Source organism: Kocuria sp. UBA5001 (assembly GCF_002398425.1).
Classification (GTDB): Bacteria; Actinomycetota; Actinomycetes; order Actinomycetales; family Micrococcaceae; genus Kocuria; species Kocuria salsicia.
In genome coordinates, this window is record NZ_DGYR01000021.1 from 188,932 (window position 1) to 207,003 (window position 18,072).

Below are 18,072 nucleotides of genomic sequence, written 5' to 3' on the forward strand. Positions count from 1 at the left end.
TGATACATGGCGCGCATCGGAGAGAGCGTCGACCTGCTCAAGTGCTCCTTCTGCGGCAAGAGCCAGAAGCAGGTGCGCAAACTCATCGCCGGCCCGCGCGTGTACATCTGTGACGAGTGCATCGAGCTGTGCAACGAGATCATCGAGGAAGAACTCACCGAGGTCACGGAGACGGACCAGGCGGAGCTTCCCCGCCCGCAGCAGATCTACGACCACCTGCAGGAGTACGTGATCGGGCAGGAGCCCGCCAAGCGCGCCCTGGCAGTGGCCGTCTACAACCACTACAAGCGCATCCGGGCCGGTGTCTCCGGGCACACGCTGTCGATCGCCGGTTCCGAGGGGGACGAGGAGGCCATCGAGGTCGCCAAGTCCAACATCCTCCTGGTGGGCCCCACGGGCTCCGGCAAGACATACCTAGCGCAGTCGCTCGCCAAGAAGCTGGACGTGCCGTTCGCCGTGGCGGACGCCACGAGCCTCACGGAAGCAGGTTACGTCGGTGAAGACGTTGAGAACATTCTTCTCAAACTCATCCAGGCCGCTGATTTCGATATCAAGAAGGCGGAGCAGGGGATTATTTACATTGACGAGATCGACAAGATTTCGCGTAAATCGGAGAACCCCTCGATCACGCGCGACGTATCGGGCGAAGGGGTCCAGCAGGCGCTCCTGAAGATCCTCGAGGGCACCGTCGCCTCGGTTCCTCCGCAGGGTGGGCGCAAGCACCCGCAGCAGGAGTTCCTGCACCTGGACACCACCAACGTGCTCTTCATCGTCGCCGGGGCGTTCGCGGGGCTGGAGGAGATCGTCCAGCAGCGCACGGGAAAGAAGGGCATCGGCTTCGGGGCGCCCATCAAGGACACCTCCGAGGTGGACCTCACGGGCCAGGTGCAGCCGGAGGACCTGCTGAAGTTCGGACTGATCCCGGAGTTCATCGGGCGGCTGCCCGTGGTGACCACCCTCTCCAAGCTCTCGGTGCCGGACATGGTGCGGATCCTCACGGAGCCGCGCAACGCCCTGGTCAAGCAGTACCGCAAGCTCTTCCAGCTCGACGGGGTGGAGCTCACCTTCGACCCCCAGGCGCTGGAGGCCATTGCAGAGTTGGCGATCGAGCGCGGCACGGGAGCGCGCGGCCTGCGCGCGATCCTCGAGGACATCCTCATGCCCGTCATGTTCGACCTCCCGGGCCGCGACGACATCGCCGCTGTGCTCGTGACCGAAGACGCCGTGGCGAAGATCGCGGACCCCGAGATCTTCACGCACGAGATGATCGAGGCCGAGCGGCGACGTCACAAGTCCGCGTGAGACCGCGCAGAACGCACGAAAGGATTCAGTATGTCTGAGAAGCAGCACGTCGATTTCTGGTTCGACCCCCTGTGCCCGTGGGCGTGGATGACCTCCCGCTGGATGGAGGAGGTCGTGCGCATCCGGGACGTGGACGTGGACTGGAAGATCATCTCCCTGGGCATCCTCAACGAGGACAACCCCGAGAACCACCACCACGGCCACGACGAGTCCATGTGGCTCGTGCGCGTGATCCAGGCCGCGGCCGAGCAGCACGGCGGCGAGTACTACAAGAAGCTCTACGACGCCATGGGCTCCCGTCGTCACCCCGGTGGCATGCAGGACCTCGAGGCGATCATCACCGAGTCCCTCGCAGAGGTCGGTCTGCCGGCAGACCTCGCCGCGGCCAAGAACTCCACCGAGTACGACGACGCCATCCGGGCGTCCACGGACGAGGCCCGTGCCGTGGCGGGTCAGGACATCGGCACCCCGTGCATCGCCGTGAACGGCGTGGGCTTCTTCGGTCCCGTGTTCACCCCGGCGCCCAAGGGCGAGGAGGCCGGCAAGGTCTGGGACGGCGCCCTGGCGCTGGCGTCCTACCCCGGCTTCTACGAGCTCAAGCGCGGGCGCGAGAAGGGCCCGGACTTCAGCTGAGTCCGCTCCCGCACAGCGAGTGGCAGACCCCGCCCCGGTGGCCTGAGAAGGTCACCGGGGCGGGGGTGCGTCGTCCTCGGGTCGGCCCCGCGAGCCGCTCCAGGTGAACCCGTCCCGCCGTTCGGGCGCCCGGGGGGAGACGCGTGCCGTTACCGCCTCCGGTCGAAACCAGGCGGGATCAGTGCCGGTCCATGCCGCCCGCGAGGGCCCCGACGGCGTCGGCAAAGGCCCGGGGCTGGGCGTTCATGACGTCGTGCGCGGCACCGTCGACAATCCGCTCCTCCGGGTGTCCGAGCCGGTCCCGGGTGTCCTGGAGCGAGCCCCCGGATCGGGTGTCCTCCGCACCCCAGATGATGGCGCGGGGAACGGTGACCGCGCGCGTCTGGTCCTCCTGCAGGTGCAGGATGCCGCTGCGCCCGGCGCTGCCCAGCAGGGAGTGCTCCACGTCCCCCTGCATGAGCGGGCGCATCCACTGCTGGGCGAGGCGGGCGCCGTCGTCACCGTGGAACGCCGTGCACGCGGAGCCGCACGAGCCGGCCAAGGCCGCGCGGTTGAGCCACGTGAAGCGGGTAAAGATTCGGTACGCGCTCGTGGTGTACGGCAGGCGGGCGATGCGGGCCCGCCAGGTGCCGTCACCGAAGTTCAGGTCCTGGGCGTCGCCGTCCGCGAAGATCACACCGCCCACGTCCTCCGGATGCCACAGCGCGGTTCCCCCGGCCACGGCCGCGCCGAGGGAGTGGCCAACGACGACGGGCCGGGGAATTCCCGGCGCCCGGATCGAGCCCGCGACGAGGTCCGCCTGCAACCGCACGTCCTCGGTGTCCGCGCCGCGGGTGTAGCCGAATCCGGGGAGGTCGAACGCGTAGACGTCCCGGCCCTGCGCGGCGATCAGGGGTGCGGTGGCACGGAAGGCGACCGTGGACTCCGCGAAGCCGGGGAGCAGGACCACGGGCGCGGGGTCGGCGGAGGTGTGCTTCCCGGTCGCGGCCCAGTGCTCGTAGTGGACGGCCACGCCGCTTACGTCCGCGTACGCGCCCGCCTCGGGTTCGAGGGTGTCGGGCGGGGTGGTTACGGCGTTGCCCACCACGCTGGCAACCGTGAGCAGCACGAGACCGACGACGCCGGCCAGCACCGCGCGGCGCAGGATGCGGCCGGTCCGTCGCAGGATCCGGCAGTCGCCGGACGGGGGAGGCGCTGAGGGCAGAGTCACCCGTTCATCATCACCCACGGGGGCTGGAACACGTACTGCGGCGGCGCTGCTTGGCCCTGCTGAGCACCGGCAGTTCTTCCACGTCCCGTGGTGCGGGAATCACTTCACCTCGACAGTGCTCTCCAGCGTCGAGTTGCCCAGGTAGTGGCCGACGGTCGCCAAGTGGGTTTCCGTGGCGGCGGACTCGTCGGGTGACTGGATCACGGCGCAGACCCCGCCGTGGGACATCCCTGCCAGAGAGGCGGCTTCGTACTCCTTGTAGTCGGCGTTGCCGCTGAGGGCTCCCACGCCACTCTCCGACACCGCGTACTGGAACGGTCGCCAGTGGTGCCCGTTCGCGGTGGCTCCCGTCTCCTTCAGCTGCTCCTCGGTGGCGGCGTCGGAGCACAGCGCGCCCCAGGCACCCTTCAGCTGCGTAGGCATTGCGGCGTTGAGGTCCTTCTGCGCGTTGGGGCTGAAGATCCGGAAGTTGATGTCATTGCCCTTCAACGTGGTCCCGTTGAGGTCGGCCAGTTTGTCGTTGCTGCCCACGGCCTCGCTGGGCTCGGGGGCTCCCGTGGCCTTGTCGGTCTCGGCAGAGGTCTCGGACGGCGCGAGCGACGTCGTTCCGTTGACGGTGGCGTGCGTGACGTCGTGCGGGTAGTCGTTCTCCGAGGCGAGCACCACCGTCTTCTTCTGTCCCGCGACCACCTCGTACTCGTCGCTGGAGAACGCGTTGTGCACGTCGATGACCCGGTTCTCGGCGTCACCGCTCTCGCTCTCGGCGGCCTCGTAGTCGTTGAGGTAGTCGCCGACCATCGTGTATTCGACGAGCTCGCCCTCGGGAGTGGTGAAGGAGGCGCTGCTGGCACTGACCGGTTGTGTGCCGTGGATGTTGTCCACTGTCACGGCGAGGAAGTGCAGGGGCGTCTCCGACTTCTTCATGAGCGTGCGTGCTTCCTCGACCCCGGCCGGGGCTGCCACGTCTGCTGTGGCCCTAAACGCCACGCCGTCGTCTCCGGAGCCCTCCCAGTTCGTCACGCCCTCGAACGTGCCGTGGTCGGAGGCCTCCTGCGAGGAGCCGGTCCCGTTCTGACCGGCAGAGCAACCGGTGAGCGCGAGGAGGGCCAGGGCGGCGAGGGAGAGGGACTTCTTCATGGGATCGAGCTTTCTGGTGTGGGAGGGTGGCCCGCTCCGCGCGGGGACGAGCCGGTGGTTCATGCTGAGAGCGCCCCGGTGACCTGTCGAGGTCACCGGGGCGCTCTCCGACGCGTCGTCCGTCGAGACGGACTCCGCTCGTCGGCGGATCAGGCCTGCTCGGTCTGCTCCAGCACGACGTCGCTCACGGCCAGCTCGCCGTCCGCCTCCGTGAGGGTGACGTCCGCGGCGTTGCCGGCCGCCTCGAGGTCGTCCAGGCCGCCGCGCAGGCGGGCCAGGACGTCCGCCGGGGCGGAGATGGTGGCTGACTCCACGGCGGTGCGCTGCTTGACCTTGGCCTCGGACTTGGACTTGCGCAGCCCGGACAGGGCCTCGCCCACCACCGTGAGGACCTCGGGATCGCCGTCGCGCGCGAGCCCCGCGTAGCCGTCCGTGACGGGCCACGAGGCGCGGTGCACGGAGCCCGCGCGCCACCAGGACCAGACCTCTTCGGTGGCGAACGGGATGAACGGTGCGAACAGCCGCAGCAGCGTGTCCAGGGTGGTGGCCAGCGCGGCGTGCACCGAGGCCTGGGCCTCGGCACCGCGGGAGCCGTACGCCCGGTCCTTCACGAGCTCCACGTAGTCGTCCGTGAACGTCCAGAAGAAGGACTCAATCAGCTGCAGCGCGCGGGCGTACTCGTACTCGCGGAACGCGGTGGTCGAACGCTCCACGACGTCGGCCAGCTGCGCGAGCAGGGCACGGTCCAGGTCGTTGCCGACCACCGAGGCGTCCGTCCCCGAGCCCAGCACGGAGGCCTCGGTGACACCCTGCGCGAGCACGAACTTGGAGGCGTTGAGCAGCTTGATGGCCAGGCGGCGCCCAATCTTCATCTGCCCCTCGTCGTACGCGGTGTCCGCGCCCAGGCGGGCCGAGGCGGCCCAGTAGCGAACGGCGTCCGCTCCGTACTTCTCGAGGACGTCGTTGGGGACCACCACGTTGCCCTTGGACTTGGACATCTTCTTGCGGTCCGGGTCCAGGATCCACCCGGACAGCGCCGTGTTGGTCCACGGCACGGTCCCGGCCAGCGTCTCCGCGCGCACCACGGTGGAGAACAGCCAGGTGCGGATGATGTCGTGGCCCTGGGGGCGCAGGTCCATGGGGAACGTCTTGGCGTGCAGCTCCTCGTCCACGCCCCATCCTGTGGCGATCTGCGGGGTCAGGGAGGAGGTGGCCCAGGTGTCCAGCACGTCAGGGTCCGCCATGAACCCGCCCGGCTGGTCGCGCTGCTCCTCGGTGTAGCCGGGAGCGGTGTCCGTCGCGGGATCCACCGGCAGCTGCTCGTGGGACGGCAGCACGGGGTGCTCGTAGTCCGGCTCACCGGAGGCGTCCAGCGGGTACCAGACGGGGAAGGGCACGCCGAAGAAGCGCTGGCGGGAGATCAGCCAGTCCCCGTTCAGACCCTCGATCCAGTTCTCATAGCGGGAGCGCATGAACGAGGGGTGCCAGGCCATCTCGCGGCCGCGCTGGATCAGGTCCTCGCGCCGCTCGGGGTCCCGCCCGCCGTTGCGGATGTACCACTGGCGGGAGGTGACCACCTCGAGGGGCTTGTCGCCCTTCTCGTAGAAGTTCACCGGGTGCATGATCTTCTTCGGCTCGCCCTCGAGGTCGCCGGAGGCGGTGAGCATCTCCACCACGGCCTTCTGCGCGGAGAACACGGTCTTGCCGGCCACCTCCGCGTAGTGCTCGGCCGGGGCGCCGTCCGCGATCCACTCGGGCTGCTCGGCGGTGAAGCGGCCGTCACGGCCGATCAGGGCGCGCGTGGGCAGGTTCAGCTCACGCCACCAGGTGACGTCCGTGAGGTCGCCGAAGGTGCAGATCATGGCGATGCCCGAGCCCTTGTCCGGCTTCGCGAGCGGGTGGGCTCGGACCTCGACCTCCACGTCGAACAGCGGCGAGCGCACCGTGGTGCCGAAGAGGTGCTGGTAGCGTTCGTCGTCCGGGTGGGCCACCAGGGCCACGCACGCGGGCAGCAGCTCGGGGCGCGTGGTCTCGATGAAGACCTTCCCGCCGTCGTGCTGGTGGAACGAGATCCGGTGGTAGGCGCCCTCGCGCTCGCGGTCCTCGAGCTCGGCCTGGGCCACCGCGGTGCGGAAGGTGACGTCCCACATGGTGGGGGCCTCGGCCATGTAGGCGTTGCCGGCCTCGAGATCCTTGAGGAACGCGAGCTGGGAGACCCTGCGGGAGTGGGCGTCGATCGTGCGGTAGGTGCGGTTCCAGTCCACGGACAGCCCGAGGGTGGAGAAGAGGTGCTCGAAGACCTTCTCGTCCTCAACGGCGAGCTCTTCGCACAGCTCGATGAAGTTCTGCCGGGACACGACGTCCCAGTCGCGCTGGTTCTTGGCGGGCTTCTCCGGGGGCCGGTAGCCCTCGACGTAGGGTCGGCCGGGCTCGCAGCGCACCCCGTAGTAGTTCTGCACGCGGCGCTCGGTGGGCAGGCCGTTGTCGTCCCAGCCCAGGGGGTAGAACACGTTCTTGCCGCTCATGCGCTGGTAGCGGGCAATGACGTCCGTCTGCGTGTAGGAGAACATGTGCCCCACGTGCAGGGAGCCCGAGGCCGTGGGCGGGGGGGTGTCGATCGAGTACACGGACGCACGGTCGGTGTGCTCGCGGAACGCGTACGTCCCGTTCTCGCGCCACTGCGTGGCGTACTTGTCCTCCAGGCCCTCCAGGGCTGGCTTCTCCGGGACCGCCACTGCGGCGGGGGTTGTGCTCTCGGTGTGCGTGGGCGTGTCTGTACCCGTCGTCTCTTGTGCCATGCCTCCCAGTCTCTCACGGGAGCCCGGGGCCCGGGCCCGTCCAGAGGGGGCGACGACGCCGCCCGCGCCGGTGCGCGGCGCACGGTTGCGGTCCTACGGGGCCGGGTGCGGGCGGCGTCGTCGGTAGAATCGGGGGCATGACGAACAGCACGGAATCGACGTATCCCGCCCCCGCCCGGCTCGGCGACGGCAAGGTGGCCGTGGTCTCCGGGGCCTCCACGGGAATCGGAGAGGCCACCGTGGAACGGCTGCGCGCGAGCGGGTGGACCGTCTACGCCGTGGCCCGCCGCGAGGACCGGCTCGCGGAGCTGGCCGAGCGCACCGGCGCGGTACCGGTGCCCACGGACATCACCGACCAGGCGCAGGTGGACGCGCTGCGGGACCGTGTGCTGGGCGAGGCCGGCACGGTGGACGCCCTGCTCAACATCTCGGGCGGGGCGCGCGGCACGGACTCCGTGGCGGACGCGGACGTGGACCGCTGGCAGTGGATGTACGAGGTCAACGTGCTCGGCACGCTGCGGGTGACCCGCGCGTTCCTGCCCGCGCTGCGGGCCAACGGGGAGGGCACGGTGCTGAACCTGACCTCGCTCGCCGCCATGCGCGCCTACGAGGGCGGCTCCGGGTACAACGCCGCGAAGTACGCGGAGCGCGCCATGACCGAGGCGCTGCGGCTGGAGGAGGCGGAGCACAACGTGCGCGTGGTCGAGATCGCGCCCGGGATGGTGCACACCCCGGAGTTCTCGCTGCGCCGCCTGGACGGGGACGCCGAGGGTGCGGACAAGGTCTACGAGGGTGTCGAGAAGCCGCTCACGGGCCGGGACGTGGCTGAGGTCTGCGCGTTCGCGGTGGAGCTGCCGCACCACGTGGACATCGACACCCTCACCCTCAAGCCCGTGGCCCAGGCGGCACCGCACAAGGTGATCCGCACCACCAGTTGAGCGTGGCCCCGCGTGGCGGCGGGGAACCTCTGGAGCACGGGGCGGTCTCCGCTTGCCAGCGCCGGGACGAGGAATTAGGTTAGGCGAGCCTTATCAAATTCTTTGCTCCAGGAGAGCCCATGCCCCGCGACCTGCCCCAGCCCCGTCACCAGCTCAGCCGCCGCGCCGTCCTCGGCTCCGGCCTGGCCCTGGCCTCCATCGTGGGCCTCGCCGCGTGCTCCACCGGATCCCGCGGAGGCGATGGCGCCGCGACCCCGGGGGCGACCGCCTCGTCCACGCCCACCGACGCGTTCCCCGTGACGGTCGAGCACAAGCTCGGCAGCACCACCGTGGAGAAGGCCCCCGAGCGCGTCGTGTGCGTGGGCGCGAGCAACACCCAGGACTTCGTGGCGGCCCTCGGCGTGGTCCCCGTGGGGATGACCAAGGTCTCGTGGGGCGGCAACGACAAGGGCTCCACGGACTGGTTCGACGCCAAGGTGACCGAGCTGGGCGGGCAGAGCCCCACGACCATCGACGAGTCGGACGGCGTGAACTTCACCGAGATCGCGCAGCTGAGCCCGGACCTGATCATCGCCGTGAACTCCGGGGTGACCCAGGACGAGTACACGCGCCTCACCGAGATCGCCCCCGTGGTGGCCTACCCCACGGGCCCGTGGGTGAACTCGTGGCAGGACATGCAGAAGCTCACCGCCAAGGCCCTGGGCCGCTCCCAGGCCGGTGACGACCTCGTCTCGCAGACCGAGGAGCTCGTCAGCAAGCGCTCGGAGGACCTCGGGGACGCCAAGGGCAAGACCTTCATCTACGGGGACGTCACCCAGAGCCTGGGCTTCTACGGCCCCACGGACGGGCGGCCCCGCTTCCTCACCTCGCTGGGCCTGAGCCTGGCCCCGGTGGTCACCGAGAACATCGACGGTGACGAGTTCTGGCGCGAGTGGCCCAAGGAGCGGGCGGACGAGCTGCAGAGCGACCTCTTCGTGGCGGCCGCAGAGGATGACGCCCAGGCGGAGAAGTTCCGCACCGACTCCGTGCTCAAGACGATCCCGGCGATCAAGGACGGCCACGGGCTGTTCCTGACCTCCAAGCCGGATGTGCTCTCGGGCTACTCGTCCTCGCCGCTGTCCATGCCGCACGCGCTGGACGCACACGTCCCGGCGATCAAGAACGCCCTGGGGGCCTGACCTCCGTGAGCGTGAGCGCCACCGCCGTCCGCCCCGAGGCCCGGGGCTCCACCCGCGCACGCAGGACGGCGCGCGGGCCGGTCCTGTGGCTGGTCCTGCTCGCCGTGCTGGCCGCGGCGGTGGTGCTCTCCGTCTCGTGCGGCGCGCGTCCCATCTCCCTGGACGCCACGTGGCGCACCGTGCCGCAGGTGCTCTTCGGGGACCCGGAGAACGTTCCCGGAGTCACGGCCATCGACGGCGCCGTGGTCCAGACCCGCGTGTGGCGCACGGCGGCCGGTGTGCTCACGGGCGCCGCGCTGTCCGTGGCCGGCGCGCTGCTGCAGGGCGCTACGCGCAACCCGCTGGGTGACCCCGGGATCCTGGGCCTCACCGCGGGTGCGGCGTTCGCCGTGGTCACGGGCGGTGCGTTCCTGGGCCTCACCGCCACGGTGGACCAGCTCTGGCTCGCGGCCCTCGGATCCGCGGTCGCCATGGCGGCCGTCTACGCCCTGGCCTCCGCGGCCCGGGGCGGGGCGCGCCCGGTGACCCTGGCCCTCACGGGCGCCGCCGTCTCCGCCGGACTGACCGCGCTCACCAGCTCCGTGCTGCTGAGCCACCAGGCCACCTTCGACACGTTCCGCCGCTGGCAGGTGGGGGAGCTCACCCGCCCGGACGGCTCGTTCCTGCTGCTCGCCACCCCGGTGGTCCTGGTGGGCCTGCTGCTGGGGTGGGCCGTCGCGCGCTCGCTGGACACCCTGACCCTGGGCGACGCCCTCGGGCGCGGCCTGGGCACGCACCCGGCTCTCACCCGTACGCTGGCCGGACTGGCCGTGGTGCTGCTGGCCGGCACGTCCACCGCACTGGTGGGACCGCTCGTGTTCTGCGGGCTGCTGGTGCCCCACGCGGTGCGCGTCCTCACCGGGGTGTCCTACCGCCGCGTGGTTCCGGCGTGCCTGCTCGCCGGGCCCAGCATCGTGCTGCTCGCCGACGTCGTGGCGCGCGTGCTCGTCCCGGACCGCGAGATCCAGGTGGGCATCGCCCTCGTCGTGCTCGGCGCCCCGGCCCTCGTGGCCGTGCTGCGCGGGAAGGCGGTGACCTGGTGAGCACCCTGACCGCACACCCACCGCAGCGCTCCGAGACCGTCACCGCCGTGCGCGCCTCCCGTTCCCGCACCCGACGCCGCACCCGCCGGGTGACCACCGGACTGCTCGCCGCCCTCCTGGTCGCCAGCTTTGCGCGGATCGCCCTGGGCAAATACGTGGTGGCGGTGCCGGACCTGCTCGCCGTGCTGGCCCACGACTACACCGGGCCCGCGGACTACATCGTCTGGCAGATCACCCTTCCCCGCACCGCGCTGGGCATCCTCACGGGAATCGCCTTCGGCCTCGCGGGCCACCTCTTCCAGCGGGTGCTGCGCAACCCCCTGGCCTCCCCGGACATCATGGGCGTCTCCTCCGGAGCCGGCCTCGGCGCCGTCCTCGCCATCACCGTGGGCGGGCTCTCCGGCGCCGCGGTCACGCTCAGCGCGCTCGCCGGCGGTTTCGGCCTCATGGCCGCCGTCGTCCTGGCCGCCGGGGGGACGCGCGCGAACATCGGCAGGCTCGTGCTCACGGGCGTGACGGGGGGCGCGCTCACGAGTGCGGCGATCAACGCCGTGCTCACCCGCGCGGACATCTACGCAGCGCAGGACGCCATGCAGTGGCTCACCGGCTCGCTTGCCGCCGCATCATGGCAGGACATCGCCCGGATGGTGCTCACCCTGCTCGTGCTGCTGCCCCTGTGCGCACTGCTGGTCCCCGCCGTGGACGCCCTCGGAACGGGCGACGCGCTCGCGGCCGGGCTGGGCGTTCGGGTGCCGCGGGTGCGTCTCGCCGCGCTGGGCCTGGCCGTGGCCCTGGTGGCCGTTGCCGCAGCCACGGTCGGCCCGGTGGCGTTCGTGTCCTTCATGGCCGCGCCCGTCGCGCGCGGGCTCGGCGGTGGTGAGGGCAGGGCCCACCACGCCGCACTGGTGGGTGCACTGCTCATGGTGGTCTCGGACTACGTGGCGGCCGAGGCCATCCCCACCCTGGCACTGCCCGTGGGTGTCGTCACGGCCGCCGCGGGCGCGCCCGTGCTGCTGTGGCTGCTGATCGGTCGAGGAAAGGGGGAGGCATGAGTGCTCTCCAGGAACAGGTGGACGCGACCGGGGACCGGCAGCGCGTGGCGTCGTCGCTCGAGGTGCGTGGGCTGAGCGTCGGCTACGGCGGCGCGCCGATCCTGCGGGACGTGAGCGTCTCGTTCCCCGCGGGGCGCGTGAGCGCGCTGGTCGGCGCCAACGGCTGCGGCAAGTCCACGCTGCTGCGCACGTGCGCCCGGCAGCTCACCGCGGACTCCGGACAGGTGCTCGTGGGCGGGGAGGACGTGAGCGCGTGGCACCGCCGACGTTTCGCGCGCACCGTGGGGTTCCTGCCGCAGGACCCGCTGGCGCCCGAGGGCGTGACCGTCCAGGAGCTGGTCTCCCGCGGACGCCACCCCCACCGCGGAGCCTTCGGGCGCTGGCGCGCCGAGGACGACGCCGCGGTGGCCGAGGCCATCGACCTCACCGGGCTGGCCGGGCTGGTGGACCGGCAGGTCACCGCACTGTCCGGCGGGCAGCGCCAGCGCGTGTGGATCGCGCTGGCCCTCGCGCAGCAGACGGACGTGCTGCTGCTCGACGAGCCCACCACCTACCTGGACATCGCCCGCCAGGTGGAGATTCTGGACATTCTGGGCCAGCTGCAGCGGACCCGCGGCATCACACTGGTCATGGTGCTGCACGAGCTCTCGCTGGCCGCCCGGTACGCGGATGTCCTCGTGGCCGTGAAGGACGGCGGCGTGGCCGCCCGCGGACCCGCCCACGAGGTCATGACGGACGAGACCGTGAGCTCCGTGTTCGACATGCGGGCGCGCGTGCTGCACGACGAGGTCACCGGGGCCCGTGTGGTGATCCCGCTGTCCACCGGGCGCGCGGACGCCCCAGCGGAAGGGGCGCGGTCGTGACGCAGCTGACATGCGTGAGCGCACGGGTCACGGGTACCGAGCGGCTGAGCGAGCACCTTGTGCGGGTGCGCGTGGCGGGTGAGCAGCTGTGGACGATGCCGTGGGGTGAGCAGGGCCCAGGTCCACGCGCCGACGCCTACCTCAAGGTGCTGGTCCCGCCGCGGCGCGGGCAGCTTCTGGACGTGGACGTCTCGGACGTGGCCCGTTGGCGCCGTGAGTTCATGGCCGCGCCGCCCGAGCAGAGCGGCTGGATCCGCACCTACACGGTGCGAGACGCCACCACCGTGGACATCGCCGGACGGGAGGTCCCCGAGCTCGCGATCGACGTGGTGCTCCACGGGGACCCCGAGCACGGCATGGGCCCCGGGGCCGCGTGGGGCGAGTCCGCGCGGGAGGGCGAGGACGTCCAGCTGCTGGTTCCCGCGGGCGACGCCGCCTGGTGGGCCGCGTGGGACGAGCACCGGGCCGCCGGGCAGGACGTCGTGCTCGCCGGAGACGAGACGGCGCTGCCGGCCGTGGCGGCGATCGTGGACGGCCTCGACCGGGGGGTGCGGGTGCAGGCGGACGGCACGAGCTGCGCGCCGCCTCGACGGCTGGAGGTGGCCGTGGAAGTTCCCACGGGCGGTGACGCCGCGCGGGCTGCCGGACCGCGCGCACTGGAGCGGGCGGAGTCGTCCCCGGGGGACCGTGCGCTGCGTGTGCGGCTCGCGGGCGGCACCGAGCTGTCCTGGACGTGGCTGCCCCGGGAGCACCGGGCACGCAACCTGGCACTGGAGCTGTGGCTGTGGGCCCGGCTCTGCGAACGCTCGAGGCGGGGCTGGAGGCGCGCGGAGCCCGGGACCGCGAGCGCACCCGGGACCACGACCGAGGAACCGGAGTTCGTGTGGAACACGGCGAGCACGCAGGGCCGGGGCACGTACTGGTTCCTCGCTGCGGAATCCTCGGGCGTGAAGTCGCTGCGCCGGATGTGCGTGAGCGCGGGGGTGTCCCGCAGCGACGTCTCGTTCATGGGGTACTGGCGCCTCGGCGCCGCCACAGAGTGACGGGACACGCGTGACGCGTATGTGACGGGTCGGGCGGGCGCGGACGGTGCTGTGCGTAGCATGGCGGGGATCCCACCGTGCCCCGGTGTGTCGGCTCCGCCGTGGCGACCACTCGCTGCAATCGCCGCGCCCCCGGGCCCGGACCACCGCACGAGGACGGCCTCTCACCCGGGCCGCCCGCCCGAGGAGCTCCGCCGGCCATGACCTACCCCCTGGGCCTGAACCTGTCCGGACGCCGTGTCTTGGTGGTCGGCGGCGGTCCCGTCGCGGCGCGGCGGGTGCCGGGCCTGCTGGCCGAGGGCGCCGTCGTCGACCTCGTGGCTCCGCGCGTGACGGGTGACCTGCGTGAGCTGGCCACCGCGGGGGAGCTGACCTGGCACGAGCGCGGTTTCGCCCCGGAGGACCTCGACGGCGCGTGGCTCGTGCTCGCCCACACGGACTCCCCGGACCTCCAGGACCTCGTGGCGCGGGAGGCAGAGCGGCGTCGTGTCTTCTGCGTCAAGGGCGGCGACGCCGCGCACTCCGCTGCCTGGGTTCCGGCCACCGCGCGCGCCCACGGTGTGACGGTGGCCGTCAATGCCACGGGCGACCCGGTGCGCGCCAAGCGGGTTGCGGCGTGGATGGCCGCGCGCCTGGAGAGCGGTGAGATCCCCGTGGGCGCGCACCGCGCGTCCGAGGACGGCGTGGAGCGCGAACCGGGCGCGCAGGCCCCGGGCACCGTGGCCCTGGTGGGTGGCGGGCCCGGCGACCCCGGCCTGCTCACGCTGCGCGGCCGTCGGCTGCTGGCCGGCGCGGACGTCGTGGTCGCAGACCGGCTGGGGCCCACGTCTCTGCTTCCGGAGCTCTCCGACCACGCGCGGATCGTGGACGTGGGCAAGCGCGCCGGGTACCACAAGGTCACCCAGGACCGGATCAACGAGACCCTCGTTGCGGAGGCGCGGCTCGGGCACCGTGTCGTGCGGCTGAAGGGCGGGGACCCGTTCGTGTTCGGCCGCGGGGGCGAAGAGGTCGAGTACTGCCACGCCCACAGCATCCGGACCGAGGTGGTACCCGGGGTGACCTCGGCCATCTCCGTGCCCGCGGCGGCCGGGATCCCCGTGACGCACCGGGACCTCGCGCACGGATTCACGGTCATCACCGCGCACGAGGAGCTGCACCACGTGCCCTACCGGGACGGCCACACCCTCATCCTCATGATGGGCGTGCGCGGCCTGGCCCGGCACTGCGAGACACTCGTGGCCGCAGGCTACCCGCCGGAGACCCCCGTGGCGGTGGTCGAGCGGGGGTGGACCCCCGAGCAGCGGTGCACCGTGGGGGACCTGGCGAGCATTGCCGCCACCGCGGAGCAGCGGGGGGTGCGGGCGCCCGCCGTCATCCTGGTCGGCCGGGTGGCCGCGCTGGGGGAGGACGACGCCGTCGGGGAACGCTGAGGACCCCAGCCGGGAGCCCGTGAGGGCTCCCGGCTGCCGTCCCCAGGTAATGTTCCCAGCGAACTGGCCCCGGGCCCTTCCGCTCAGGAGAGACTGCTCAGAGGACCGCGGGTCAGGGGCAGCCTCAGGCGCAGTTGCTCGGAGAACGCCCGCTCACGGCTGGCCCACGGGGATCTTCGCCCCGGAGACGAGCACGCGGTGCCCGTTCCCGGCCTCGGACTCGTCCACCTCCTGCGGGGTGGCGGGGCGGATCTGGTCGCGTTCGAGCACGTACATGCGCGCGTCCAGGTCCGCGGGATCGCCCTCGGGCTCGTTGATGAAGGCCCGGAAGCGGCGCATGCGCTGCGGGTCCGCGAGGGTGGCGGCCCACTCGTCCTCGTACGCCTCCAGGTGCCGCTCCACCTCGGCCTCGAGGTCCGCGCAGATGCCGAGCGAGTCGTCCACGATCACGCTGCGCACGTGCTGGGTGCCGTCCCCGTAGGTCTCGTCCAGCTCCTCGAACCAGCGGGCGGTGCGCTGCAGCCGGTCCGCGGTGCGGATGTAGTACATGAGGTAGCGGTCCACGTAGCGGAAGACCTCCTCGCGCGTGAGGTCCTTGGCGAGCAGCCGCCCGTGCGCGGGGTTGGAGCCGCCGTTGCCGCCCAGGAACAGGTTCCAGCCGTGGGTCGTGGCGATCACGCCCACGTCCTTGCCCTGGGCCTCCGCGCACTCGCGGCTGCACCCGGACACGCCGAACTTGAACTTGTGGGGCGAGCGCAGCCCGCGGTAGCGGTTCTCCATGTCCACGGCGAGCGCCACGGAGTCCTGCACGCCGAAGCGGCACCACGAGTTGCCGATGCAGGACTTCACGTTGCGCAGGGCCTTGCCGTAGGCGGAGCCGGACTCGAAGCCGGCGTCCACGAGCTCCTGCCAGATCCGGGGCAGCTGCTCCAGGCGGGCGCCGTAGAGTCCGATCCGCTGCGCTCCGGTGATCTTGGTGTAGAGCCCGTACTTCTCGCCCACGGCGGCGAGCACGGCGAGCTTGCGCGGGGTGATCTCCCCGCCGGGGATGCGGGGGATGACCGAGTAGGTGCCGTCCTTCTGCATGTTGGCCATGTTGCGGTCGTTGGTGTCCTGCAGGGTGCCGCGCCCGCCGTCCAGCGAGTACGCGTGGACCTGGGAGTGGAGGATGGAGGCCACGGTGGGCTTGCACACCGCGCAGCCGTCCTCGCCGGTGCCGAAGCGGGCGAGCACGGACTCGAAGTCCTCCAGCCCGGTGCTGCGCACGGCCTCGTAGAGCTCGGGCCGGGAGAGCTCGAAGTGCTCGCACAGGGCCTTGGAGACCGAGAGCCCGAGGGCCTTCATGCGCTGCTTGAGGGTCTTCTCCAGCATGGGCACGCACGAGCCGCACTGGGTTCCGGCGCTCGTGCAGGCCTTCAGCGAGGCGACGTCCCGGTTGCCGGCGTCGATCGCGGAGCGCACCGTGCCGAAGTCCACGTTGTTGCACGAGCACAGCACGGCGTCGTCGGGCAGGTCGATGTCCCCGGGCCCGTCCCCGCCGGCGGCGGAGAGGTACACGCCCGGTTCGGCGGGCAGCTCGCGGCCCAGCAGGGGGCGCAGCGAGTCGAAGGGTGCGGTGTCGCCCACGAACACCCCGCCCAGCAGGGTGCGGGCGTCCTGGGCAACCACGATCTTCTGGTAGATCCCGCGCGCCGGGTCCGCGTAGACGACCTCGAGGCAGTCCGGGGTCTTGCCCAGCCGGTCGCCGAAGCCGGCGACGTCCACGCCGGAGAACTTCAGCTTGGTGGCCACGTCGAAGTCCGCGACGGCGCTGTCCCCGCCGAGCAGGTTCACGGCCGTGGCCTCGGCCATGGCGTTCGCCGGCGCCACGAGTCCCCACGTGCGCCCGAGGATGTGGGCGACCTCCCCGATGGACCACACGTGCGGGTCCGCGGTGCGGCAGCCCTCGTCCACCACGACGCCGCCGCGCGGGCCCACGGGCAGGTTCGCGTTCTTCGCGAGGTCGTCGTTGGGGCGGATGCCCGCGGCCATCACCACGAGGTCCGCGTCGATCGTGTGCACCTGGGACTCGTCCCCGAGGGACTCGGCCAGGGACACCGAGACCACGGAGCCGGAGGCGTCCAGGTTCACGGAGGAGATGAACGCGCCGCACTGCACGCCGATCCCCGTGGCCCGGATGAGGTCGTTGACCATGTGCCCGCCGGCCTGGTCCAGTTCGATGGACAGCAGCCACGAGGCCACATCCAGGATGGTGGGGTCCGCGCCCACGTGCTGCAGCCCCTGGGCGGCCTCCAGCCCGAGCAGTCCGCCGCCCACCACGACGGCCCGGGGCCTGCGCCCCAGCCGCGCGGTGAGCTCCGCGACCTCGTCGACCATGCCGCGGACGTCGTCCACCCCGCGGAACACGTGGGTGTGGTCCGAGCCGGGAATGGGGATCACGGCCGCGCGCGAGCCGGTGGCGAGCACGACGTCGTCGTAGGGGTGCTCCTCGCCCCGCTGGTCGGTGACCACCCGGCGCTCGCGGTCCAGGGCCACGGCGCGGGTCTCCGTGAGCAGGTGAACCTCCGGCCGGGACCACAGGGAGCCGTCGCCCAGGGTGAGGTCCCGCTCCGGGTCGTCGAAGAGCTGCTCCAGCGCCACGCGGTCGTAGGGCGTGTAGGGCTCCTCCGCGAGCACGGTGATGCTCAGCGGCTCCTCCGCCCGTTCCGTGAGTGCGCGGACCAGGCGGAACGCGGCGGGGCCTCCACCGAGGACGAGGACGGACCGGGGCCTCTCGGCCGCGGGTCGATCGGAGAGCGTTGTCATGGGGTGTCCTTCCGGGGTCCGGCTGGCGTCCCGCGTCCGTGACGGACGCGACACTGCTAGATTAGCGCCGAGAATGCGAATTATCTGGGCGCCCGCGCGGCGCGGTGGGAGGTTTTCCATGGACAGCACGACGTCGCAGGGCACCACGCAGGGGTCTCCGGCCGCCCACGGCGAGGGGGCGCGGCGGCCGTCCGCCCCGGACGCGGAAGGCTGGGTGGACGTGTGCGCGTTCGAGGACCTGGAGGTCAACTGGGGCGAGGCCGCGATCGTGGCCGGGCACGAGTACGCGGTGTTCCGCACCAATGACGACCGCGTGTTCGTCACCGACCACCGGGACCCGCGCTCCGGTGCGCTCGTGATCGCCCGCGGCATCGTGGGCCGCCACGGCGAGCAGCACACGGTGGCCTCACCGCTCTACAAGGAGACCTACGACCTCGCCACCGGGCAGTGCGTGGCCGGCGGGGACTGGACGCTGCCCGTGTATCCCGTGCGGGTGCAGGAGGGCCGCGTGCAGTTCCAGCCCGCGGGGTGAGATCCCGGGCGCGTCGACCACGCCGACGGCGCAGGGAGCCCCGGGGCCATCACGAGCCGGGACAGCGCC

14 protein-coding genes are annotated in these 18,072 nt (G+C 71.7%); 10 read left to right on the top strand and 4 right to left on the bottom strand.

Annotated features, from left to right (window positions below; genetic code table 11):
• Positions 1–6: 6 nt before the first annotated feature.
• Both clpX and B3G12_RS12135 read left to right on the top strand, forming a co-directional pair.
• Entirely contained in the window at positions 7–1,302 is a 1,296-nt protein-coding gene (clpX, locus tag B3G12_RS12130) for an ATP-dependent Clp protease ATP-binding subunit ClpX (RefSeq protein ID WP_144942578.1), read from the top strand.
• Positions 1,303–1,332: 30 nt separating this feature from the next.
• The gene (locus B3G12_RS12135; protein ID WP_144942579.1) at positions 1,333–1,935 is read left to right on the top strand and encodes a DsbA family protein; all 603 of its coding nucleotides are present in this window, start codon (positions 1,333–1,335) and stop codon (positions 1,933–1,935) included.
• A gap of 178 nt (positions 1,936–2,113) precedes the next feature.
• On the opposite strand, the gene B3G12_RS12140 is transcribed toward B3G12_RS12135, so the two are convergent.
• From B3G12_RS12140 to valS, 3 genes are all read right to left on the bottom strand, one after another.
• Positions 2,114–3,145, bottom strand: coding sequence for an alpha/beta fold hydrolase (locus tag B3G12_RS12140; protein ID WP_290500573.1), 1,032 nt, complete (start codon positions 3,143–3,145; stop codon positions 2,114–2,116).
• Between the two features lie 99 nt (positions 3,146–3,244).
• Positions 3,245–4,282, bottom strand: a complete 1,038-nt coding sequence (locus B3G12_RS12145; RefSeq protein ID WP_145009286.1) for a hypothetical protein — start codon at positions 4,280–4,282, stop codon at positions 3,245–3,247.
• Positions 4,283–4,431: 149 nt separating this feature from the next.
• Positions 4,432–7,080 carry a valine--tRNA ligase gene (gene valS, locus B3G12_RS12150; protein ID WP_145009283.1) on the bottom strand — a complete coding sequence of 883 codons (2,649 nt, stop codon included), beginning with the start codon at positions 7,078–7,080 and terminating at the stop codon, positions 4,432–4,434.
• 137 nt (positions 7,081–7,217) lie between these two features.
• Here valS and B3G12_RS12155 point away from each other — a divergent pair, with 137 nt between their 5' ends.
• From B3G12_RS12155 to cobA, 7 genes are all read left to right on the top strand, one after another.
• Positions 7,218–8,018 carry an SDR family oxidoreductase gene (locus tag B3G12_RS12155; RefSeq protein WP_145009280.1) on the top strand — a complete coding sequence of 267 codons (801 nt, stop codon included), beginning with the start codon at positions 7,218–7,220 and terminating at the stop codon, positions 8,016–8,018.
• A 119-nt stretch (positions 8,019–8,137) separates the two neighbouring features.
• Positions 8,138–9,196, top strand: a complete 1,059-nt coding sequence (locus B3G12_RS12160; RefSeq protein WP_145009277.1) for an ABC transporter substrate-binding protein — start codon at positions 8,138–8,140, stop codon at positions 9,194–9,196.
• An 11-nt stretch (positions 9,197–9,207) separates the two neighbouring features.
• Positions 9,208–10,278 (top strand): FecCD family ABC transporter permease, encoded by a 1,071-nt coding sequence (locus B3G12_RS12165; RefSeq protein WP_290500578.1) that lies wholly within the window; start codon positions 9,208–9,210, stop codon positions 10,276–10,278.
• Positions 10,275–11,330, top strand: coding sequence for a FecCD family ABC transporter permease (locus B3G12_RS12170; RefSeq protein ID WP_244944670.1), 1,056 nt, complete (start codon positions 10,275–10,277; stop codon positions 11,328–11,330). Before B3G12_RS12165 ends, B3G12_RS12170 begins: the two co-directional genes overlap by 4 nt.
• A complete protein-coding gene (locus tag B3G12_RS12175; protein WP_145009271.1) occupies positions 11,327–12,193 on the top strand; it encodes an ABC transporter ATP-binding protein in 867 nt (288 codons plus the stop codon). The genes B3G12_RS12170 and B3G12_RS12175 overlap by 4 nt, the downstream gene beginning before the upstream one ends.
• Positions 12,190–13,236, top strand: a complete 1,047-nt coding sequence (locus tag B3G12_RS12180; RefSeq protein ID WP_144942587.1) for a siderophore-interacting protein — start codon at positions 12,190–12,192, stop codon at positions 13,234–13,236. Before B3G12_RS12175 ends, B3G12_RS12180 begins: the two co-directional genes overlap by 4 nt.
• A 200-nt stretch (positions 13,237–13,436) precedes the next feature.
• Complete coding sequence (cobA, locus tag B3G12_RS12185; protein ID WP_144942588.1) at positions 13,437–14,666, top strand: uroporphyrinogen-III C-methyltransferase; 1,230 nt, start codon at positions 13,437–13,439, stop codon at positions 14,664–14,666.
• 153 nt (positions 14,667–14,819) lie between these two features.
• Here the strand turns inward: cobA and nirB are convergent, their stop codons facing one another.
• Positions 14,820–17,471 (bottom strand): nitrite reductase large subunit NirB, encoded by a 2,652-nt coding sequence (gene nirB, locus B3G12_RS12190; RefSeq protein WP_145009263.1) that lies wholly within the window; start codon positions 17,469–17,471, stop codon positions 14,820–14,822.
• 118 nt (positions 17,472–17,589) lie between these two features.
• On the opposite strand from nirB, the gene nirD reads away from it, so the two are divergent.
• The gene (gene nirD, locus B3G12_RS12195) at positions 17,590–18,003 is read left to right on the top strand and encodes a nitrite reductase small subunit NirD (protein ID WP_144942590.1); all 414 of its coding nucleotides are present in this window, start codon (positions 17,590–17,592) and stop codon (positions 18,001–18,003) included.
• Positions 18,004–18,072 lie beyond the last annotated feature (69 nt).